Source organism: Pseudomonas sp. GW101-3H06 (assembly GCF_059424605.1).
In genome coordinates, this window is the sequence record NZ_JBWKZO010000002.1 from 281,354 (window position 1) to 303,217 (window position 21,864).

18 protein-coding genes and 3 pseudogenes are annotated in these 21,864 nt (G+C 51.8%); 11 read left to right on the forward strand and 10 right to left on the reverse strand.

The features are described 5' to 3' along the window. Positions 1 to 190 precede the first annotated feature (190 nt). Positions 191 to 1,006 (reverse strand): AraC family transcriptional regulator, encoded by an 816-nt coding sequence (locus tag AC07ZE_RS30510; protein ID WP_137807346.1) that lies wholly within the window; start codon positions 1,004 to 1,006, stop codon positions 191 to 193. 152 nt (positions 1,007 to 1,158) lie between these two features. On the opposite strand from AC07ZE_RS30510, the gene AC07ZE_RS30515 reads away from it, so the two are divergent. The 8 genes from AC07ZE_RS30515 (at position 1,159) to flgB (ending at position 8,391) form a co-directional block, all read left to right on the forward strand. Then, positions 1,159 to 1,674, forward strand: a complete 516-nt coding sequence (locus AC07ZE_RS30515) for a YHS domain-containing (seleno)protein (RefSeq protein WP_137807345.1) — start codon at positions 1,159 to 1,161, stop codon at positions 1,672 to 1,674. A gap of 512 nt (positions 1,675 to 2,186) precedes the next feature. Continuing rightward, entirely contained in the window at positions 2,187 to 3,230 is a 1,044-nt protein-coding gene (locus AC07ZE_RS30520; protein WP_137807344.1) for a methyltransferase domain-containing protein, read from the forward strand. Between the two features lie 9 nt (positions 3,231 to 3,239). Beyond that, positions 3,240 to 4,061 carry a phosphate ABC transporter substrate-binding protein gene (locus AC07ZE_RS30525; RefSeq protein ID WP_057978268.1) on the forward strand — a complete coding sequence of 274 codons (822 nt, stop codon included), beginning with the start codon at positions 3,240 to 3,242 and terminating at the stop codon, positions 4,059 to 4,061. 7 nt (positions 4,062 to 4,068) lie between these two features. Beyond that, positions 4,069 to 4,878: a phosphate ABC transporter permease subunit PstC gene (pstC, locus tag AC07ZE_RS30530; RefSeq protein ID WP_256660526.1), complete on the forward strand. Its 810-nt coding sequence runs from the start codon at positions 4,069 to 4,071 to the stop codon at positions 4,876 to 4,878. Next, positions 4,875 to 5,711, forward strand: coding sequence for a phosphate ABC transporter permease PstA (pstA, locus tag AC07ZE_RS30535; protein WP_057978272.1), 837 nt, complete (start codon positions 4,875 to 4,877; stop codon positions 5,709 to 5,711). Before pstC ends, pstA begins: the two co-directional genes overlap by 4 nt. Further along, complete coding sequence (locus AC07ZE_RS30540; protein WP_057978274.1) at positions 5,708 to 6,493, forward strand: phosphate ABC transporter ATP-binding protein; 786 nt, start codon at positions 5,708 to 5,710, stop codon at positions 6,491 to 6,493. The genes pstA and AC07ZE_RS30540 overlap by 4 nt, the downstream gene beginning before the upstream one ends. Positions 6,494 to 6,786: 293 nt before the next feature. Further along, positions 6,787 to 7,218 (forward strand): DUF6789 family protein, encoded by a 432-nt coding sequence (locus tag AC07ZE_RS30545; RefSeq protein ID WP_057978276.1) that lies wholly within the window; start codon positions 6,787 to 6,789, stop codon positions 7,216 to 7,218. Positions 7,219 to 7,977: 759 nt separating this feature from the next. Then, positions 7,978 to 8,391 (forward strand): flagellar basal body rod protein FlgB, encoded by a 414-nt coding sequence (flgB, locus tag AC07ZE_RS30550; protein WP_057978278.1) that lies wholly within the window; start codon positions 7,978 to 7,980, stop codon positions 8,389 to 8,391. 1,256 nt (positions 8,392 to 9,647) lie between these two features. Here the strand turns inward: flgB and AC07ZE_RS30555 are convergent. The 4 genes from AC07ZE_RS30555 to AC07ZE_RS30570 form a co-directional block, all read right to left on the reverse strand. After that, positions 9,648 to 10,280 carry an ATP-binding cassette domain-containing protein gene (locus AC07ZE_RS30555; protein ID WP_202879047.1) on the reverse strand — a complete coding sequence of 211 codons (633 nt, stop codon included), beginning with the start codon at positions 10,278 to 10,280 and terminating at the stop codon, positions 9,648 to 9,650. Positions 10,281 to 10,282: 2 nt separating this feature from the next. Further along, entirely contained in the window at positions 10,283 to 11,959 is a 1,677-nt protein-coding gene (locus tag AC07ZE_RS30560) for an ABC transporter permease (RefSeq protein ID WP_057978282.1), read from the reverse strand. Beyond that, positions 11,959 to 13,161, reverse strand: a complete 1,203-nt coding sequence (locus AC07ZE_RS30565; RefSeq protein ID WP_057978284.1) for an ABC transporter substrate-binding protein — start codon at positions 13,159 to 13,161, stop codon at positions 11,959 to 11,961. Before AC07ZE_RS30565 ends, AC07ZE_RS30560 begins: the two co-directional genes overlap by 1 nt. Before the next feature lie 129 nt (positions 13,162 to 13,290). Then, positions 13,291 to 14,361 (reverse strand): radical SAM/SPASM domain-containing protein, encoded by a 1,071-nt coding sequence (locus AC07ZE_RS30570; protein ID WP_057978286.1) that lies wholly within the window; start codon positions 14,359 to 14,361, stop codon positions 13,291 to 13,293. Positions 14,362 to 14,742: 381 nt separating this feature from the next. On the opposite strand from AC07ZE_RS30570, the pseudogene AC07ZE_RS30575 reads away from it, so the two are divergent. Continuing rightward, positions 14,743 to 15,202, forward strand: a pseudogene (locus AC07ZE_RS30575) (transposase); the annotation flags it as partial. 263 nt (positions 15,203 to 15,465) lie between these two features. Here AC07ZE_RS30575 and AC07ZE_RS30580 read toward each other — a convergent pair. From AC07ZE_RS30580 to AC07ZE_RS30590, 3 genes are all read right to left on the reverse strand, one after another. Further along, positions 15,466 to 16,146, reverse strand: a complete 681-nt coding sequence (locus tag AC07ZE_RS30580) for a haloacid dehalogenase type II (protein WP_057978288.1) — start codon at positions 16,144 to 16,146, stop codon at positions 15,466 to 15,468. Positions 16,147 to 16,275: 129 nt separating this feature from the next. After that, the gene (locus AC07ZE_RS30585; RefSeq protein ID WP_057978290.1) at positions 16,276 to 17,097 is read right to left on the reverse strand and encodes an alpha/beta fold hydrolase; all 822 of its coding nucleotides are present in this window, start codon (positions 17,095 to 17,097) and stop codon (positions 16,276 to 16,278) included. Between the two features lie 184 nt (positions 17,098 to 17,281). Beyond that, positions 17,282 to 17,839: a carboxymuconolactone decarboxylase family protein gene (locus AC07ZE_RS30590; protein WP_057978292.1), complete on the reverse strand. Its 558-nt coding sequence runs from the start codon at positions 17,837 to 17,839 to the stop codon at positions 17,282 to 17,284. A 165-nt stretch (positions 17,840 to 18,004) separates the two neighbouring features. Here AC07ZE_RS30590 and AC07ZE_RS30595 point away from each other — a divergent pair, with 165 nt between their 5' ends. Further along, positions 18,005 to 18,634, forward strand: coding sequence for a TetR/AcrR family transcriptional regulator (locus tag AC07ZE_RS30595; protein ID WP_057978294.1), 630 nt, complete (start codon positions 18,005 to 18,007; stop codon positions 18,632 to 18,634). A gap of 116 nt (positions 18,635 to 18,750) precedes the next feature. Here AC07ZE_RS30595 and AC07ZE_RS30600 read toward each other — a convergent pair. Next, positions 18,751 to 19,290, reverse strand: a pseudogene (locus tag AC07ZE_RS30600) (Tn3 family transposase). A 194-nt stretch (positions 19,291 to 19,484) separates the two neighbouring features. Between AC07ZE_RS30600 and AC07ZE_RS30605 the strand changes: the two are divergent. Next, positions 19,485 to 19,697 (forward strand): annotated as a pseudogene (locus AC07ZE_RS30605) (IS630 family transposase); the annotation flags it as partial. Between the two features lie 55 nt (positions 19,698 to 19,752). On the opposite strand, the gene AC07ZE_RS30610 reads toward AC07ZE_RS30605, so the two are convergent. Continuing rightward, positions 19,753 to 21,858: a putative bifunctional diguanylate cyclase/phosphodiesterase gene (locus tag AC07ZE_RS30610; protein ID WP_494990436.1), complete on the reverse strand. Its 2,106-nt coding sequence runs from the start codon at positions 21,856 to 21,858 to the stop codon at positions 19,753 to 19,755. Positions 21,859 to 21,864: the final 6 nt, after the last annotated feature.

The following is a 21,864-nucleotide window of genomic DNA, read 5'->3' on the forward strand; positions in this document are numbered from 1 at the left end:
GCCAGTTATATTGAAAATTGCAGAGGAAGTGGCGTCTATAACTGAACTATATAAATTTAGAGGTAATATCGTTTGATGTGACGAGGTATAAGTCGTGCACGCTAATCATCATAGCTTCGGAAAAAATGCCGGGCAGCTGAAACGTTTAATGTCTCTTCAAGGTTAGATTCCTTTGTTGCGCCTCACTTACTTATTGCTTGATCCATTCATTTGGTGTGCAACCTATTTTACGGAAAAAAGCTCGAGTCAAAGCGCTAGCGCTACCATAACCGACATCGTAAGCAACCTGCTTAAGAGGCAATCCTCTCATCAAAAGTCTCTGCGCAATCATGACGCGCCATGAGGCAAGATAATCAGCAGGAGTGTCACCTGTAACCAGGCGAAAGTGATAGGAAAAACGAGCGCGGGACATCCCCGCAAGCAATGCCATAGAACTTATATCCCACTCGTGAGCAGGATTATTGTGCACGGCAATGAGCGTTTTGGCTAATCGGATATCTGACAATCCCGCCAATGTACCAGCATGCGTTAATCCCTGTTCGACACAATAGCGAAGTAATAAAATCATCAGTACTTCACAAAGGTGATCCATTACAGCTTGTCTTCCACTACGCATAGAAAGAGACTCTTCGAACATCATGTTGATTACGCTATCAGCTCCAGGGAGGACACTAATTTCGATCATTAGTATATTGGGAAGTGAGTCTATTATGGGGTTCGCTCGGCCACCATCAAATTGAACTGTCCCACAAATAATATCAGCTCCCGCGGACTCATCTGCTTGTAAGCGATGGGGCTCAGGTCGCGGCAAGAACAATAAAGTTGGATTAATCACATCAATCACGTCTACTTGAGCGCCAATCAGCTTGACTGGCCCGCGCTTCACCAGATGAACATGACCTCGCGAAGGTATCGCCTGAAAGGATTGCTCCCCACAAATTGTACCGGAATAAAAAACTCCAGCATGCAAGGAGAACTGGTCCAGCAAATGCGTCAGTCTGTCCATGAGATCTTAATCGATACGAATGGTGCATATTATGATACGTTTGGTTGCCATGCGTATCAAGCAGAGATGTAGTCTATCGATAGTCGTCTGACGCTGATTTTTCATCAATAACCAGCGAAAGCGACATAATTCTAGTGACTCTGGAGGTCCACATGAAAGCGTTTATTCATATCTCACGACGTAATATCATCGCTTCTACTGCAGTGCTGATGGTTGCAGCGATGGTATCAATCTCGATACCCTTGACTGCTAATGCTTATGATGAACAGTCTACGAGTGCGATGAATGTCGACAGCAATGGCATCGCACTTCAAGGATACGACCCGGTCTCATACTTCACTCCTGGAGGGCCGAAGCTCGGCACATCAAATTTCATTGATGTTAACGAAGGAACAACCTATCGATTTGCTAACGCCGATAATCGAGACGCTTTCAAGAAAAATCCAGAAAAGTACAAACCTGCTTTCGGTGGTTTCTGTGCAATGGGCGTCGTATTCGGGAAAAAACTGGATGTAAATCCGCAGTTGTGGCGCGTTGTGGATGGAAAACTATACCTGAATGTACATAAAGAAGCCCAAGCCCGCTGGTTAGACGATGTCCCCGGCAATATAAACAAGGCCAACTTGAACTGGCCCAACATCAGAGACCTAACACCGGCAGCATTATAACCGTAAGGCCAAATTCCACTCACAACTTAGGACGTCAGGGTCGGACTGCAATGATTTTGACATGAGGGCAGATTATAATCTGCCCTCATCGCACAAGAATATTTCAAAAGAGGCTTTTAATATATTAGCACTTGTATCGACTAATCCTCTTTTCGAGAATCTCTGATAATAATGTTTTGTCCGCTTATCAAAGTTTAAGGTAAGTCATGAATGAATCTCTGGTCGCATTAATGGCGATATGATACTAGCTTCATTTCTCGACTGCTTCGTACTTTCCTTATCGAATGGGTTCTGAGCGGCTCTCAGCGAACGCTGCCCCCCCAAACTCTGGTTGAGAATCTACCTCCTTTAGAGATCAATTGGCGGATCAAGAAAAAGACTTTGTAACAAATCTGGAGTCGACTCATCAGTACCGGGAGCAGTACTCAACGGCACACCAGGATTTTGACCTGGTTGCAAACGGAGTGACTCGCCGCTCCTAACGTTTTGAATCACGGTCACAGAGGAATCACATGCGCGAATCTGTTCAGAATTATTATGGCAAAGTCCTGCAAAGCAACGAGGACCTGAAAACCAGCGCATGCTGTGATGTCTCCGATGTACCCACATGGCTTAAGCAGTTTTTAGCAAATATCCATCCAGAGGTCAGCGCTCGCTACTACGGCTGTGGTCTGGTTGCTCCCGCATTGTTGGAGGGCTGTCGAGTACTTGATCTCGGCAGTGGTTCAGGTCGTGACTGTTATGTCTTGGCGCAGGTGGTGGGGGAAAACGGTGCGGTGGTTGGGGTCGATATGACAACCGAACAATTAGCTGTAGCCAAAGAATACCTCGATTATCATACAGAGCAGTTCGGGTTTTCCAATGTGCGGTTTCTCGAAGGTTACATCGAGGACCTTGGTGCGCTTGGGCTAGCTGATGCCGAATTTGACGTAATTGTCTCCAACTGCGTAATCAACCTTTCCCCAGACAAGGATAGTGTGTTGAGTGAGGCTTATCGCTTGCTCAAACCGGGTGGTGAGTTGTATTTCTCTGACATCTACGCTGATCGTCGTTTACCGGAATCACTCCGTCAGGATGAAGTGTTATATGGCGAATGTTTAGGCGGGGCGATGTACTGGAACGATTTTGAGAATCTGGCTCGTCGATACGGATTTAATGACCCGCGGCTGGTCGAAGATCGGCCAATTGAGATCACTGATGCCACTCTGGCAGAAAAACTCGGTGACGTTCGCTTCTTCTCAGCCACCTACCGGTTGTTCAAACTTGATAATTTGGAATTGGCCTGCGAGGACTACGGCCAGGCAGTAATCTATCAAGGCAGTATCCCAGGTGCACCTGCAGCGTTCGTATTAGACAAGCATCACCGTTTTGAAACTGGTCGTATCTTTCCTGTCTGTGGTAATTCCTGGCGAATGCTGCAGGACACCCGATTTAATTCGCATTTTCAGTTCATTGGTACCTTCAACAAGCACTTTGGAATGTTCGAAGGCTGCGGCAGGGGGCTGCCATTTGAAAAGCAGCTCACAAGCACCCCCGTTGCAGCCACTTGCTGCTAAGGATCGGTGATGACGATGTCAAAATTATCTATATGCTTAACGCTTATCGCCGCTGCCTTGTTGGCGGGCTGCGGGAAAGAGCCGACACAGACCATCACTCTCTCGGGCTCCAGCACTATCGCACCGTTGATGGTCGATATAGGAAAACGTTTTGAAGCAGGCCACCCAGGCATACGTGTAGACGTTCAGGCTGGGGGGACATCTCGCGGAATCCAAGATGCGCGTTCCGGGTTGGCGGCGATTGGCATGGCATCACGCTCGCTAGACACTAATGAAAGTGACCTAACACCGTATTTGATTGCAAAAGACGGTATTGCAATGATCGTACATCGTGACAATCCGCTAAACGACATAAGCAGCGAACAGGTTGTCAATCTTTATACCCGGAAGACTGTAAACTGGAGTGAGCTTGGTGCTACACCTGGCCCTGTTGTGCTTGTACATAAAGCGGAAGGGCGCTCAACCTTGGAGTTGTTTCTCAAACATTTTAAACTGAACAATGATGATATCAAGCCCGACCTCGTTATTGGTGACAATCAACAGGGTATCAAGTCGGTAGCTGGCAATCCGCTAGCAATTGGATATGTCTCTATTGGCAGTGCGGAATATGAGTCTCAGCATGGAGTCGCGATAAAACTGTTGTCCTTGGACGGAAAGCAGGCTTCGACGGAGGCTTTATTAGATGGTCGTTACCCATTGAAGCGTGACCTAAATCTGGTGATACGGGGGAATCCAAGTGCCAATGTGAAAGCCTTGCTTGAATTTTCCCAATCTTCGGAGGTTGCCGATCTTGTCGCTGAACATTACTTCATCACTGCGACCAAGCGCTGACCGGTTTTTGCGAAGTGCAAGTCTTCTCTGTGCTCTAACTGCGGCGAGCCTGTTGTTGTTGATCCTGCTATTTCTGACTCAGGCCAGCTGGCCTCTACTTCAAGACCCGGCTAGATTGATGAGTACTAATTGGCGACCCTCAAGCGGTGAGTTCGGCTTACAAGCCATGTTAGGGGCATCGTTGCTTAGTAGTGTGCTGGCCTTATTACTAGCAGTCCCCACAGGTTTGTTGGTCAGTCTGTGGATGGTCTTCTATGCGCCTGCTTATCTTGCTCGACCATACAGCGCAATGATCGGCTTGATGGCCAGTATTCCCTCGGTGGTTTACGGTTTATGGGGTTTGGTTGTGTTGGTACCGCTGCTCAACCAATGGATACCTCCTGGTGCGAGCTTGCTGGCAGCAGGTTTGGTGTTGGCCCTGATGATTCTACCGCTGCTGGTTGTGCAAGCAGATACGACGTTACGTGTGGCCGCCACTCGGCATATGGCTCCTGCATTGAGCCTGGGTGTCTCACAGTGGTCGGTGATTCGCCGGGTCTTGATACCGGCCTCATGGCCTCGGCTATGGCCCTCCATACTTCTGCAACTCGGACGTGCACTTGGTGAAACCATGGCGGTGATGATGGTCGCAGGTAATGTTGTGCAATGGCCGATGACGCCCTTCGAGCCGGTACGAACGCTGACTGCGAACATCGCTCTGGAGATGAGCTATGCAACAGGTTCGCACTTGGAGGCTTTATATGTAAGCGGGCTGCTGTTGCTAATTCTGGCATTACTGTTGATGGGCCTAGCGCGGATTTATGGGAGCAGGACATGAGCAATTCGGAGCTCTGGCGTGGTCGAGCTCTCGGTCTGCTCGCACTGTTGGTTATGGTTGCTCCGCTCAGTTTGTTGATCTCGGTGTTCGGAGAAGGGTTACAAAGCTTGAGTTGGAGCTTTCTGATTGATGAACCGCTGCAAGCGGGGAGAGCAGGGGGAATTGGGCCAATCATTTTATCGACTGCACTGGTGCTTCTGATTTGTATGAGCTTGGCCTTGCCATTGGGGCTGGGGGCTGCGTTGTTCCTTGCTCAAGAGGTTCGTCCCGACAGCCGACTTAACTTATTTTTACAATGGGCGCTTGATGGCTTGGGTGCAGTGCCATCGGTGGTATTCGGGTTGTTCGGTTACCGTGTATTCGTGGTGGAGTTCGGGTGGGGATATTCGCTACTGGCCGGTGGATGTACGTTGGCTTGCATGATTTTACCGCTGTTTATCCGGGGGACCGAACAAGCATTGCGCGATTGTCCAAACTCCTACAACCAGGCCGCCGCGGGGCTCGCCATCTCTCGCTTTGGTTACTTGCGACGTATCCTCTTACCAGTCGCGGCTCCTGGTATCGCCGGCGCTCTAGTACTCAGTGCCGGGCGCGCATTAGCCGAAACCGCCGTGCTGTTGTTTACCGCAGGATATGTGATGCGTTGGCCAGAGAGCGTGTTTGATTCGGGCCGTACGCTTGCTGTGCATATTTACGACTTGGCTATGAATGTTTCTGGTGGTGGACCGTCCTCAGGTGCCACAGCGTTGGTATTGCTTAGCTTTGCCATAGCTATTCAACTACTGGCTTGGCGCATCGGTAAAAAAACTTTCAGCCGCGAGACAAAAAAATGATTAACTCTGAAACATCCCCCCCAGCTCTCAGCATTCAATCTCTAAGCGTACGATACGCCAATCATACAGCCCTGCAGGATGCCAGTTTAGAGGTGGCATCAGGTGAGCTGATGGCCGTAGTGGGTCCCAGTGGTTGCGGTAAAAGTAGCATGCTCTCAGCAGTCAATCGCATGACCGACTTAATTCCAGGCGCTCGGGTGAGCGGAAGTGTGCTGATCGATGACAAGGATGTACTGGCGGGAAAGATGGACGTTCAACAGTTACGTCGTCAAGTCGGCATGGTATTCCAGCAACCCAATCCATTCCCGCTGAGCATCGCCGAAAATATACTGTTTGCGTTACGTGAGCATGGTGTGCGGAACAAGGCGGATCTGGAGCAACGGATGGAACAGGCACTCACAGCCACGGGCCTTTGGGACGAAGTTAAAGATCGTCTACAAATGCCGGCTTTGGGGCTTTCCGGAGGTCAACAGCAGAGATTATGTTTCGCCCGGGCCTTGGCTTTACAACCGCGCGTGTTGTTGCTCGACGAGCCGTGTAGCGCATTGGACCCTATCGCCAGTGCTACGGTCGAGCGTCTGATTGCGAGCCTTAAGGGGCGTTACACTCTGCTCATGGTGACTCATAACCTGGCTCAGGCTCGACGTTTGGCTGATCACCTTTCTGTCTGCTGGGTAAGAGATGGGTGTGGCTGTGTGCTTGATAGCGGGCCGACTCTGGATTTATTCGAGAATGAGCGGCATCCATTGGCGTATCAATATCTGAACGGGGTGCTTTGCTAGGTAGACTTTCCAATCCTCACTTCAACAACATCTGCACCTACGAGGTCGCAATAAACAGATTTGCCATGTGTGAGGCCAGTTTCGTAGAAAAAAAATCATCAGATGTAACAAAAGCTACTCTCACGCATCAGGAATGGGAGAGCTGTGATTGACACTGGCTCTCAGGCTCGATGAATACTCTGAGAAATCAGTATTAACGTCGAATTATAAAGCCAATTTGGCTTTCAGCAACGGAAGTGAATTCGATACTGAATTTGAGTTTCGGGTTATTCAAAAATACGGAGAGAATGTCTATGCATTATATATTGAGAGGGTTGGTAGCAGGATTCGTGGCGACACTTGTTTTATCAATGCTGATGTTTGTTAAGCAGATGATGGGCGTGATGCCTGAGTTGAACCCAATCGCTATGATCGTGAGCATGCTTGGAGTCACAAGTGTGTTTGTCGGATGGCTTATGCATTTCATGATAGGTACTGTCATGTGGGGGATCTTATTCTCTCTGTTACGCAGCCGGATACCAAGTGGAGATACTCTCAGCGGTATTTGGTTTGGGGTCGGGGCATGGGTATTGATGATGGTGGTTGTGATGCCTATGGCAGGGGCAGGTTTATTCGGCCTAAACATCGGTGTTATGGCCCCAGTCATGACTCTAATGCTACACATTATCTTTGGTGCCGCCCTTGGTGCTGTATACGGAAAGCTGGGTGGCCACTGCACTCCATAAACTCAGTGCAATCGAGAGTTCTCCATAATTGATATCGAGGTAAAACCATGAGGTACGCCATCAGAAGCATGTTGATTTTGGCCATATTTGTTTCAGCTGGGTGCTCTTCACTTTCGGAAATTAATGCCAGAGGGCAAGCACTCTACCAAGCTGATCCTGAGAGCTATGATGAAATGCCAAATTCTAACGCCAGGTATTTTGAACTCAACCCCCAATATAACGCTCAAGGTTCTTAGTCAGGCTCGCAGTACAATATGACTCGACTGGGCATTCTTTGTCGGTACGTGAATGTCCATGATACTATGATCTAAAGGGGGATAAGGGTATTCCGTTTGTTACGATAGTTTTCTTCATTCATGAAAGGTATCGTAGTAAGAGTACGTAGATGGGCGCTACGGTTTCTGAATTGAGCCCGAAGCCCATCTGCGCAAAAAACAACAACCTTTTTGCTTGTCAAGCTATCAATGTACTGTTTGAAAAACAATATACGCGGGGTGTCCGTAAACGCTCGACTGACGCCCTCTGTGTGACACCAATTGTTTCTGGAGTTGATGTAGCGGCTGACTAGGTATGACCTTCATTCGGTATAGAAACCCATTATGGTTGCTTAACTGCATGATTGTAATTTCAAAAATAATACGCGTTTTTTTTGAATCTGGAATAAATGCCACGCCAACGACGCGGATATATCGCGATTTGGGCTTGAGTGCTCGGCGCGTGCAATGTTGCGCAAGTAATAATCCTTAAAAGGAGAATGATATGAGTATTAACTTCGAAAAGGCCGTTGGGTCCGCTGAAAGAGCGTTGACTTATCGAAGTCAAAGAGCTGAGGTGCTGAGCAATAATATCGCTAACGCTGATACCCCTGACTTTAAAGCCCGTGACCTAGACTTTTCTGCGGTGTTGACGGACCAGGTAAAACGCGCCACGCCGACTCGGTTTTCTTTACAAACAACCAACTCAAGACATATTGCTGCAAACGAGTCCGCGGCTGGGATTTATGGGGTGGGGTTACTGTACAGGACACCGAATCAACCATCTCTTGACCAAAACACTGTTGATCAACAGGTTGAGATCGCAAAATATACAGAAAACGCAATTCACTTCGACGCGGCTTTCACTAGGTTGAATGGAGCGTTTAAAGGTTTGCTTAGAGTTCTTCGGGGGGATTAATAGGCGGAATAGTTAACACCCCATTCTCTCCCTGAAAATGCTACTCGATGTAAGTAGGGCTTTAATCTAATCAGATGTGCTAGGGTCACGTTAAATCATAAAATTGTTTGGAGTGGCTCGCTCTTTATTATCCTCAAACAACCCAAAATTTTAGGCTCAACGACAAAACTTTGCCTTGAGCACTGCTTCAGTTCAACCCAGTTCATCAATAAGTCACAAAGTTTGGCGGTATGAGCTCGGTGGCAATAAGAGTGTAGGATGATAACTACAGTCTCAAAAAACATGCTTGCCGAGAGGCAACTTTATGTCGTAGTCATCGCAGGAAGCGAAGACATAAAGTAGTTATCTGTCGCTAACATGCACGCCTGCTAACGAGAAACTTCGAGATCGCAAGCCGTCTGATACCGGCCGTGCGTAACCAGTGTAAATGAGGTTTCGGCTTATGATTCCTTTATCTGCGTCATGTAAGACCTATCGCTGATAGTTATAATAGTTTCTAACGACTTTATCACGAGCTAGAGTTAAATTCTCGGATTGAGCCGCACGAGCGAATCATGTATTAGAATTCTGAGCCCCTGGCAGCTCTTGAAGCGATCCACTAATATCGGCTGATGGATTTCATGCATATTCAATCAGCCACGAATGCATGTTTTGGACGTTTAATGTTGTTGATGATGACTTAAAGCTTAATGCCTGTAGTATGAAAATATATCTCTGGCTGCCGGTCGCAGTGTGTGTTGTTGGCGCTGAATCTGCTAGTTGAGTTGCGTGATGAAATACCAAGTCATCCGCAGGCCTTAGGCACTCCACAACAAAGTTTAAATTATGGGCTGAAAATGGTGTGTCTGCCTGGAAATATTCAGTCCAGCAACCCGCAATAATGTGCACGTCTGAGTTTATGTCAAAATAGTGTGTCATGTCTAGCAGGCGCACAGTCTGCTTAATCGATAGCCGAAACTGCAAGACTACGGCTTTAACTAGGCACGCATCCAGATCCAACTTCACGATGCATAAACGCGACACGTGCAACATCCTCATCCTGGGGCGTCCGCGCCTACCATTAATGTCCGAGTACAATAGAGTGATCTGTGCTTTCAGATGGACCTTGGGCATAAGTTGATTAATTGCTGTTGAGTAACCATTAGATCGTTAAATTTTCCGGCGCACTCCGCATCCTAAGATGTCTTCTTTATCTGTTAAGGTGTTCGATGAATTTAAATGATACGAGTCCAAATTGGGAGCAAGACATGAACAAATCAACGTGCTCTTAGTTTAATTAATATCCCGTCGGCGGCCTTGGCATCCGCCGCGTCATGGGTCACTAGTATCGTTGGCACCCCGTAATCGCGTAAATGGTCAAACACCAGCGACCTCATTTCAGCCCTCAGTATCGCATCGAGCTTCGAGAAGGGCTCATCCAATAATACCGCGCGGGGACGTGACAGCAGCAAGCGAACCAGAGCAACTCGAGCGCGCTGACCGCCAGACAGGGTCTCAGGATCCCTCATGCCAAACCCTTCAAGCCCGACCTCTGCCAGGGCCTCGTTAACCTCGCGATCAACTTCCCGCCCCCCGCCGCGAATACCAAATCGGACATTGCCAGCAACCGACAGATGCGGGAACAGTAGGGGGTCCTGAAACAACAGACCAACACCCGAACGTTCAGCCGGTACGCCAGTAATATCGTGACCATCGAGAATCACCTGCCCGGCGGCCTGAAACTCTGCAGGCAGAAACCCTGCAATAAATGCAAGAAGTGAGGATTTTCCTGAACCCGAGGGGCCCATCACCGTCAAGGACTCTCCCGGCCCGATGGTTTGGTTCAGGCTTAGCAATGTCTGCCCGAGTATACTGAGTTTGATATTTCTCAGCTCAAGGTGATGTTTCAAATTCATGCTCCTTGCATGCCTTTCCGGCGGCGCCAGAGAAGTTTGGGAATCAGCATGGCGAATAGGAAACCCAGCAACGGTACCATCGCCTGCACTAGCCCCCACACGCCAATCAGCCGGCGATCTCCGCCCGATGATAGGGCGACGGCTTCGGTAGTGATTGTTACGATACGACCTCCGCCCAGAAGCTGGGTGGGCAGATACTGGCTGGCGCTGATGGCAACCCCAAGGGCAAAGGCCATCAAGATCGGCCGCAATAACAACGGCACCCGAATGCGCCAGAAAATGCCGGCCTGTGAGCTACCAAGTGAACGGGCGATCCAGGCCCAACGAGGATCCAACTGCCGATAGGACTCTGACAGCGTTAGGTAAATGTAGGGTAGTACGAACAACAAATGTCCCCAGACAACCACCGGTAGAGAGGGGCCGTAACCGGCCATCTCGCTCAACACGGTAATACCCGAGAGAAACCCCACTTGAGGAATAAGCAGCGGAAGGTAGAGCAAGCACAATGCTCGAGTGGCCGGCTTGTTCTGTCGCTGTTCCTGTTCAAGCGCCGCAAGCACCAGAAGCATGGCAATAGAAGCCGCCAACCCAGCCACCACAAGCGTCGTAACTAGCGGACGCTCGATCGTCGGTAACGCCGCTAGCCAGTGGCTAAGCGTAAAATTCGCCGGCCAGGACGATGGGAATCGCCAGAATCCGGCGACCGAGTTCACAAATAGGGCCAGCAAACCCAAGCCTGACAACGAGATCGCCATCACCATACCGGATCGCCCGGTTACCCTAATCAACCGGTCACCACCGCGTCTACCACCGCGCCTGATCCAGGCAAGGAACAATCGCGCAACAGTGATCTCCAGAGCCCACCAGGTCACAAGCGTCATGCCGGTAACCAGTAACTGCAACAAGGCACCTGCTGCTGCCAGAAACCGGTAAGACAAGTCCGGATCGTTGAACCATTGCACCACCTGTACACTCAACGTCGAGGGTAGATTGGGACCAAGAATCATGGCCACATCCACCGTAGACGTGGCAAATGCCAGCACTGCATATACCGGCAGGCGGACTAGCTGATACAGGCCAGGAGCCACCACCTTGAGCCAAGCTATTCGCGGGTGGTAGCCCAACGACCGCGCCAACATGACTTTCTGTTGGGCGTTAAGCTGCGGCAAAGCAGCCAAACTGACCAACAGCAGAAACGGAATTTCCTTGATCGCTAGCCCGGCAATCAGTGAGAGACCAAAAGGATCATTGACCACCATGATATCGGGTGGCCGTTCAAATCCGGTTAGCCAAGGCGAGAACCCGCGCAGGAGTAGCCCCGAGGGCGCAATTAGGAAGGCAAAGCCAAAGGCTGCCGCGGCATGGGGAACTGATAACAAGGGCGACATTAAGCGATTTACCCAGCGATCGAAGCGGGTCGGGCTGAAGGTGGCGAGAAAGGCAAACACCACTATCAACGCCAATGCGGTGGTGGCCAGTCCAGTCGCGAAGCTAACCCCTATGGAACGGCTGATTCCGGGTGTATGCCATAACCGTTGCCAGGGTTCGAGGGAAATGGCATCGCCTCCCAGTAGCGGGAGATAGCCAAACGCCGGAGGTATGATTAAGATCATCCCCCCAGCAATCGGCAATATCAGTACCGCAATAATCAGCCAGGATATGTAACGAAGCATCAGTGCGCCATGTACCGTTCTTGCCAGGCTTGCTCCAGCGCTTCTATCCAGCTCGGATGCAGTTCGCCAACAACCTGCTGCAGGCCTTGTGTCGTCACACCACCAACAGGGTTTGGCAGCGCATCAAATCGGGCCCGGTCCTCGGAAGACAGCTTGTCCATAGCCAGCACTGTGATACTTCCCCAGTTCTCCGGATTCTGCTTATGTGCCTGAGCCTCGGGAGACATCAGGAAATTGGCTACCACCATCGCCCCAGCCTTGTGACTGGCATTAAACGGTATGGCCAGGAAACTGACGTTGCCAATGGTGCCGCCTTTCAACACATACGTGCGGACGGTTGATGGCAACTCACTATTGGCAATCGCCGAGGCAGCCTCATTCGGGTTGAATGAAAACGCCAGGCTCAGGACTCCGTCCGCCATCATACGACGCAGCGCTGGGCCGTTATCGGGAAAGGTCCTGCCTGAGCGCCAGAGGTATGGGTGCAGGGCATCGAGAAATGACCATAGCGGCGCCGTCACCTCTTCAAAATTGGCCTCTTCCACCGGTTTATACAAGGCGTCACGGTTATCGGACAATTCCAGCAGAGCCTGCTTCAGGAAGGTCGTACCCAGAAATTGTGGCGGCTTGGGGTACGAAAATTCACCAGGGTTGGTTTTTGCCCATTTGAGCAACTCCGGCATGGACGTGGGAGGATTTTCCGTTAGGGACTTATCGTAATAGAACACCACCTGGGCCTTGCTCCAGGGTGCTTCATAGCCTTCCACCGGGACGGTAAAATCTGTGGTCATCTCAGGGTTGTTTTCCGGATCCGTAAGCGGGAAGTTCGGTAGCTTGCCAACCCAGGGACCATGCAACAGGCCGGCTCGCTTCAGGGTGGCGAAATTCTCCCCGTTGATCCAGATCAAATCCACCGCACCGTTGGTCGTGTTACCCGCCTGCTGCTCGGCAATCACGCGCGAAACGGCCTCGGAGGTATCTGAGAGTTTCACATGGACCAGTTTAATGCCGTAAAGGTTTTCCACCTTCTCGGCGGCCCAGCGTATGTAGTTGTTGGTACGTGACTCACCACCCCAGGCGTTAAAGTAAACGATCTGGCCTTTGGCTTCTTCAACGATGCCGTTCCAGTTCTCGCTAATGCCTGTCTGGGCAAACGTTTGAGTAGATAGTGCCAAGCCAATAGCCAGTATAACCGCCTTCATCACAGGCTCCCTGTTAAGATACGTCGGAAAAGTCAGATCAAAAATATGTCTGTCAGGTATCAATATCGGTTATCGTAAAACCAGGCTAACCGACGCAGCTCGTCATGAATGGATTTGGAGTGTGCAGACTCATGATATGGCGATCAGACCATGCCGGTTTGCCCGTCGCTGATTACGGATTTCATCCAGTATCGGACCTAATACTTGGGTGAAATAGCGATCGCAGCCAATACACAGGTTCTGATAATCCGCGCCATCCGGCATGGTTGTGCGAGAGGCTTCGAAGAAATCCGCTGTAGTCCAGCCTTCAGTCAAACCCATACGTTCGGGCTTGCCGGCATTGATGGCCTCCATAGCGGGGTGACCAGCGAGGCTGTCGAGGATCTCGTATAGCGGCTCTTCGATCAGGTTTCCCAACGGAGACGCCGTTTTCAGGCAGCACGGATAAACATCACCCGTAGGGTCAATTGAAACTTCCGATCCCGATCGACCGTATTCCAGGAAGTTCAGCCCACCGGACCAGGCATTGCAGAAGTTGTCGGTCAGGTTCGCTTTCGACAGACTGTTCTCCCAGGCCCGACCCCGGGGCCAAAGCTTGCCGATCCAGGCATCATCAGTGGCACCGAAAGCACTGTAGACTGGGCCTTTCTCGTCCATCCATCCGCGTTCGTCAGCACGCAGTCCCGAGGGACGTATCCCAGCCGCCTCGAACTCTCGCTTGAGTTGGTCTAGCAACGACACTTTGCCTTCACCTGCCATACCGACGTGATAATCATCTAGGCCAGATACTGAGATCATCCAGACGTCAAGATTCAGCAATTCACGGATGATTTTCGGTGTTAACAGATCGCCCGTGGTCTGAACCACCACATTGACGCCACCCTTTTCACGATAACGCTCACGCAGACGTTCAAGGGCGGGATACAAAATGCGCTCTCGAACCGGCTCAGTCAGCACATCACCACCGGACAAAATGATTCGGCTACGCCGCTGTGGCACAGTACCGTCGGGGAGCGGGTTGCGCCAATCTTCGTAGCTCATGCGTTCGGGGAAATTATTGATGATTCTAGGCATGTTTCGCTCTGCCTCACTGATGACAGCCTCCAGTTCATCTCTAACATAGGGACGAAAGCGGCTTTCGTAGCAATGCTTGCAACGGCGATGGCAGTGCCAGCACAGAACATAATAAATCGATTCCAAAGCGGCTCTCCTCAGCGAGTTGTCTGATATTTTTCTGACCTACAATCAATTGAGATGGATGGCTTCTTTGTTTGTTACACAAAATCTTGACTGAATTTCCTAGCTGAACTTGATCAATCCGATAGCCGATTATTTCTCAATTAATCTCAGCGTTTCACTTTTTGGCAAGGGTCAGCACACACCGACCCAAGGACATCGGAAGCTTCGAATGCGTATTGGCCGCAATTCCGCTGTCCTCTATCCTGAGTTCCTGTGCTGCACCAGTGATCAACACGTTTTACTTTGACACTTGCCTACCAGGGGAGGCGTCCATACCATCTGAGAAAGGTTTCCGAGTCTGGTGAAATATCCCCGTCCCACAAAGTGAGCGGTTGAGTCCCAATGAAACAAATCTCCTTCGCTGATGGTGAGTACGAAGGCAAGCGTAAGCAAACCCGCCGTGAGCGCTTCCTTATAGCAATGGATAAGGTCGTGCCCTGGAAGGTGAAGGAGGTCGCACGGCGTATCCATTGATGGCTATGTTGCGAGTGCATCTGATGCAGATGCTGGTTCGGCCACAACGACCCGGCAATGGAGGAGTCACTGTATAAAACGACGATTATACGCCAGTTTGAGGGGTTGAGCCTGGAGCGCATTCCCGACGAAACCACGCCCCTCAACTTTCGCCGTCTGCTGGATAACAACCATCTTGTCGAGGCATTCTGGAAGTCATTAACGACTGTCTGGGGGATCGGGGGGGGCTGACGCTTCGTCAAGGCACTATCGTTGGCGCAACGATCATTCACGCGTCGACTTCGACCAAGAGTAAAGAGGGCGCGATTCCGAGATGCATCAGACCAAGAATGTATGGTCAGCCCATCCTCTACAACCCAGCTTGATGAACGGTAAAAAATGCTTTCGCTAATGTCTCCGAGCTCATGGTAAGCACGGTCATTAGCGCTCGGCCCTTGATGAAATGTCGCTCCCAAGTGTCCTTGATAAAGGGATCAACTGCGAAAGAGCTATCTTGGTCTTCAGGTTTTTTAATTCAAAGTGGCCGCCTCTACAGGGCGGTGAAAAACGCTTGCCCGTAGCGCCCTATTGGCAACGCGAAACAGACTGGCTTTACAGTGGGTCTTGCGGCAAATGATCCGCAAGCCCCAGCAGGCTGTGCAAGGTGATTGGCGGTTCAATGCCCCACGGATCGAAAACCGCGCCTAGATCGCGCTGCAACCAGGCGGCGCGCAAGCCACTGTGGGCTGCGCCCAGCACATCGAAAGGGTTGCTCGAAACCAGCCAGATTTGACTGGCTGGCAGCGCGCACTGCTGCGCCAGGTGTGCGTAAACCTTGGGGTCGGGCTTGAACGACTGAACGTCTTCCACGCTGACCACTTGCTGGAAAAAACCACTTAAGCCTGCGCGCTGCAGCAGCCCTGTCACCGCCGCTCGACTGCCATTGGAAAAGGCATGCAGGGGCACCCCCGCATCGACCAGTTGGCCCAGGCCAGCGGCTACATCCGCGAAGGCGGGCAGCTCTGCGTAGCTGCCCAGAACTCGCCGTTGCGCCTGAGCGTCCAGCTTGACGTCGTGCGTCTGGCAGGCAAACAGCAGTGCGTCGCGGGTGCAAATTGAAAAGTCTTGATAGTCCTGCATCAAACCGCGCCGAAAGCTGTACTCCAGTTGTTTGTTGCGCCATAGCGCACAAATGGCTGGGGCTTTTTCACCCACCTGTTCGCTAAGAACAGTCAACACGCCATCGGTGTCGATCAGGGTGCCGTAAATATCGAAGGCTATGGCTCTGTTCATGCGTAGTTCCTCGCCATCAGGATTGAATAATTTAATTCAAGTGCTCGTTAGTTCATGTTCATCACTTGGGATATAGCCGCTTTTCCGCCCTGAGTTCAGGCACTTAAACCAGCGCTATGAGCTTATTCGTCAACCCAGGAATTGATTGATACGGTCGGCGATTTCATCTGGTTTTTCATCGATCAACCAGTGTCCGGCGTCCTTGATCCAGGCCAGTTCCGCATCTGGGATTGCGTCGGTCAATTTTTGCGCATATTCCGGTTTCTGGAAGGGATCTTGGTCGCCCCAGATCACCAGTGTGTGATGTACGAGGTTTCCAAGCGCTTGGGCAATTGACTGGGTGTATTCGCTGTTCAAGCGTCTAAGATTACGAAAAAAAGCCCGCTTGCCATCTTCGCTTGCCCATGGTTCCAGATAAATGTTGATCAATTCATCGGTCATCACGGCTTTGTTGTGAACGCCCTGCGGCATAAAGCGACGCATCATGGCGACAAACTCATCCAGGCTCATCGCCTCTTCCGCGCCGGGCTCGATTAACGGTTTGAACTCGGGAATAGGCCATGAATCGAAACAAACACTGTCCATTAAAACCAGCTTGCGAATTTTCTCTGGATAATTCACTGCTATCAGTTGTGCAATGCCGCCGCCAATATCATGGGCGACCACGTCAGCTCTACGCACACCCAGGGCATTCATGAACTTGACGATCATACGGCTTTGGGCATTGATGGAGACATCGGCGTTTTTTGGTTTTTCGGATTGGCCATAATTGAGCAAGTCTAGAGCGATGACGCGATGGCGAGTCGCAAGTTTAGGCATTACTGATTGCCACATCAGGCTGTTGGTTGGTATCCCGTGAATCAAGATGACTGGACTGCCTTCGCCTTGCTCGCGGAAGGCAATTTTATGACCGTCAATATAGGTATGGTTTTCGCTGATCTGGCTAATCATGTAGACCTCCTCTAGTGAGTATTCTGAAACGTCACACGGTCGCCACGCCCCCGGCTTAGCCACCTTTGGCTAGCCAGCGAACAGCAGAATCGGTTGTTCACTGCCGCTGGCTAAAAATTGAGACAACGCCACAGCTGCGGCTGTAGACCCTATGCGCTCAGAAGGCTATTAATCCAAACAGGCTTTATTTTTGCACCTTCTTCCACTCGAACTGCATAAAGGGCTTATCAATCGGTGTTTTGGCGATGTGGTTGATGTAATTGCTCATGATTTTCTGCGACACCCCAAGAATGACTTCCAGCACATGATGCTGCTCGTAGCCGGCAGCATAGAAGGCCTCCAGGTCGGCATCGGCGACTTCACCACGGTTGCGCACCACAGCTAGGGTGAAGCTGCGCAGTGCTTCCAGGCGGTCGTTGGGTAACGGGGTTTCGTCGCGCAAGGCATTGGTCACTTCGTCCGATACCTTCATCGATTTGGCGATGCCGGTATGCGCAGGTACACAGTAATGACAGCCGTGTTCCACATTGATGCTCTGCCACACCACGGTTTTTTCATCCGCGTCGAAACTGGTGTTTAGGAACAGCGCATGCAGCTTTTTATAGGCGTCCAGCACCCCCGGGGCCTCGGCCATTACGGCATGCAGGCCCGGGATCATGCCAAAGGACTTCATGGAATCGTCCAGCAGTGGCTTGGCCGCTTCGGGTGCTGAAGACTGATCGTGCAGTTTGAAACTCTTCATGAAAATCGTCTCTCGATGTATTGAACGAGTGTATTGAGCCATTGCTCGATAACGCATTCAGGCTAGCTATATTTGAGCGATCATTCAAGCTATAATTGAACGATCATTCAGATTGAATCGATTCAGGCTCCGCCGGAATCGATTGCACCATGCGAGCAGTAATCCATGTCTAGAGTCGCAAAATATGATCGCGATACCGCGCTCGATCGGGCTGTCCGGTTGTTTTGGGAGCGCGGTTATTTCGCCTCATCAATGAAGCATATTGAACAGGCTCTGGACATGCGCCCCGGCAGCCTCTACGCCACCTTCGGCAGTAAAAGTGGCCTGTTTGCCGAAGCGTTGGAGGTCTATGCAGACCAGGCAAGGGAAGATCTACAGCGCCAGATTGATGCGCATCCCTCTGTGTTGGCAGCGCTCAAAGCCTATTTTCAGTCGTTGGCTAGCGCCTGTACGGCCACCTGCGCGCCGCCGGCTAGGGCCTGCATGATCATCAAAACCCTGCTGGAAGTCGGCGCCCAAGAGCCAGAACTGCAGCTCAAGGTCAATGCGCTGCTGGATGCCGTCGAGCAAAAAATCAGTGTTCTTCTTGAACTCGCACAACAGCGCGGGGAGCTGCGCCCCGCAGTGGATTGCACCCGCTTGGCGCGTTTGCTTCAAGCCCAAATCATCGGCTTGCGTGCCTTTGCCCAGCGTCAGACGCCCGCCCAGCATGTGTGGGAACTTGCCGAGGATATGGCTGCTCTGCTGGATCAGTATGCGCAGCGGCCCGATGCAAACGTTCATCTGGTTCATTGAATGCAATCGGTTGGTTATTGCGTTTAAAGGGCGGGGCATCGCCGTCTAGCGTTAGTAAACCCTTCCTTCCTTCAGCGCAGGGGAGGGGAGGATCGATCTGGACATTGCCTCCAAAGTCAGGGGGCGAGGACATGCTTCAAGCTGCCGCCGATAATCGGGCGAAGGGTCGGGTAGTTCTGGTCTCTATTTGGCACGCACAGCTTGGTTTCGCCGGTATCACGGATGCGCGGAGCGAAGCGAAAGCCCAGCAGGTACATCAGAGCGAAGACATGATCGGTGAAGCTGGCCGTGCCGTTGTAGTGTTCCTCGATCCGCAGATCGGATCCGTGATATAGCCGCCCGTCGACCACATAAGTGGAATCATGCACGCCGGTATTTACCACATGGGTGCCGAACGGCGCGTATGGTCGGAGATGCTGGTGTAGAACCACAGTCCCGACTCGCTACCTTACTTCGGGTTGACGTGGCCTGTGCTCCGGCACGGCCACTAGCGCGCAAGCGTTGGCTATCAGAGCATAAGGTGTGGCGGCGAAGGCTTGGCGGAATTGGCTGTTAACCACCTCGGCCTGGGCCGTCGGGTAGGTTTCGTCACGGATGCGCCAGGCTTGCAACCAGGACACCTTGGCGTAGGTTGTGCTCAGACTCGACTCAGCCACCTTGATCAGGCCGAGGTTGATGGCATCGCTCGGGATCGCCGTTAGCAGTAGCGTCCGGTCTTTCGCCTATGCGCCATGCTTCAGGCGCGAGAAGTGGCGGGTGACGCTCGTCAATTCATTCAAGTTCTCAGCAGTTCGGTGATCTTGACGCGCGGCAGTAGCCGGCTGATCTGGTGAATCAGCGCCTATGCGATGAATGCTTCTTCCGAGATATCACCGTTTTCTTGCGTGACGGCAGCTTCTGTTCGATACGTGAACTAGCCTGCTCCATTATTACGTTCTTAGCGTTACACAATGCTCTGCCGAGCCGATACGGCTGGAGTGCAAAAGTTGAAGAGATCTTGAGCAAGATCCAGCGGGCACGAGAGGCGATGGCATCACAGCGTAAAGAGAACATTTTTTCTTAGACAGAACACTAGAGTGTCTTGCTGTCGCTCTCCACCTGTATCTCCGACCTGCCAGCTACCGTTCCTGAGGCCCCGCGTGGGTAATTTCCAGCCAGCCATATAGCTCGTGCACCGGCATTGGGCGGCCGATACCAAACCCTTGTACCAGATCACAGTGATTGATCTTCAGCCAATCCAGTTCGCTGGCTGTTTCGACGCCTTCGGCGACAACCGATAAGCCGAGCTCACGGCACAGCACGATGGTCGAACGCACGATAGCGGCACTTTTTCGTTGTTGGTCAACCTGGGTGATGAAGGATCGATCGATCTTCAGTTCATGGACCGGCAGCGTTCTTACATAGGACAGTGAGGCATTGCCGGCACCATAGTCGTCAATCGAAAGCTTGACGCCCAGCCGAGCGAGGGCGAGCAGGTGCGTGTGTGCCAGTTCGGGGTCGTCCATCAGGGCGCTTTCAGTGATTTCGAGACAGAGCATTTCAGCTGGTAAGGACGTCTGGATTAGCAGCTGTTGTACCTTATTGATGAGTGCTGGGTTAAGCAGGTCGAGTGCTGATATGTTGACCGAGGCCACGATCTCTAATCCGTCGCGCCGCCACTGCGTGGCGTGGCCAACCACCTCACGAATCAGCCAGGGCGTGATCTCGCGAATGAAGCCGGTTTGCTCTGCAAACGGGATAAACAGATCAGGTGTAATCAGCCCCCTGATCGGATGTTGCCAGCGTAACAGTGCTTCAACCCCGCTGATGCGAGCGTTGGCAAGATTCAATTTTGGCTGGTAATAAATGACGAATTCATTTCGCATCAGGGCATCGCGCATCTCGCCGAGTAACGTGAGTTGCTCATGCTGCACCACGTCTTCGAATTCCGCGGCAAATGCATAACTGTCGTGCCGGCGTTTGGCCGCCTTGATTGCCAGGTCGGCGCGCCTGAGCAAGGCGGTGGGGTCATTACCATCGTCTGGATAAAACACTACGCCCAGGCTTACGTCGATATCCAGTCGCTGGCCATCGAGCCGCATCGGCCTGCGTAGCGCGTCCAGAATCATCTGTATGTACCCGGAAATGGCGGATTTATCGCTGCCTTCGTACAGAATGACGAACTCATCACCGCCAAGTCGAGCAACCAGGTGGGACGCGGCAACGCAGGCGAGCAGGCGGGCGGCTATTTCACTAAGCATACGGTCGCCCACTGCATGACCTAGGGCATTGTTAATTGGTGCGAAGCGATCGATATTGAGGATTATCAGGGCGCCATGTTCACCTGCGCTGGCCGTGGCAAGCGCCTCCATGAAATGTGCCCTGTTGGGTAGGTCGGTCAAGCTATCAACATAGGCCAGGCGGGTTATCCGTTCCTCGTGGATCACGATGTTTTTGCGCATCAACGCCAGCGCTCGCAGCAATACCTGCATTTCCGGGCCTCTACCGCGAGGAATGTTCTCGTTGTAATTGCCCGCGGCGATTGTTTCTGCCACGGCGACCGCTTCACCTATGGGTATGACGATGGAGCGCGAGATCAACAAGGCCAGCAGAGCGCCGAGTACCAGCGCGCTGGCCGTAATCGCGACTATTTGCAGGCGTGTGGCAGTGGCGGACTGCTCAAAATGCTCAACCTCCAGGTTCATCAGTGTTTGTTGACGCTCCGTCAGGCGCAATGTGACATCCAGTAGCGCATTCAGTGCAGGGGCTGTGTACAGTTCAAAGTGCGCTTGAGCCTGAGTCAGGCCTTGGATTTCGATAAGCTCGACCGTCTCCTGAAACAAGACACCATAGCGTTGACGCAACTCGGTAGCCTGGGCGATTTGAGATTGCGAGTAGGCCCGACTGTCCGCATGCGCAAGGCTGGCAATTGCAGCATCCGATGCCGTCATGGCCGCGTCCATCTGCGCATAAAGAGGGATTCGTTGATCCCGGTCGGGGGTTTGCAAAAGGCGCAGAAGCTGGATGGCGGCGTATTGCGAGTGCTGGTTCGCGCGCTCGGCGAGTAGGACGAGTCGGGCGGGCTGATCGACGAACTCGTGCATGCTGGCGCCCAGTGTCTCGAGGCGATGTGAGGTCATCACCGAGAGGGCCAGCAAAAGCCCGAGCAGTGCGGAGAACGCCAGGATCAAGCGGTTGCGGATTGAGGCGAACTGGGCGAATCGCTTCAGGGTGAAGCCGATCATGCTGGT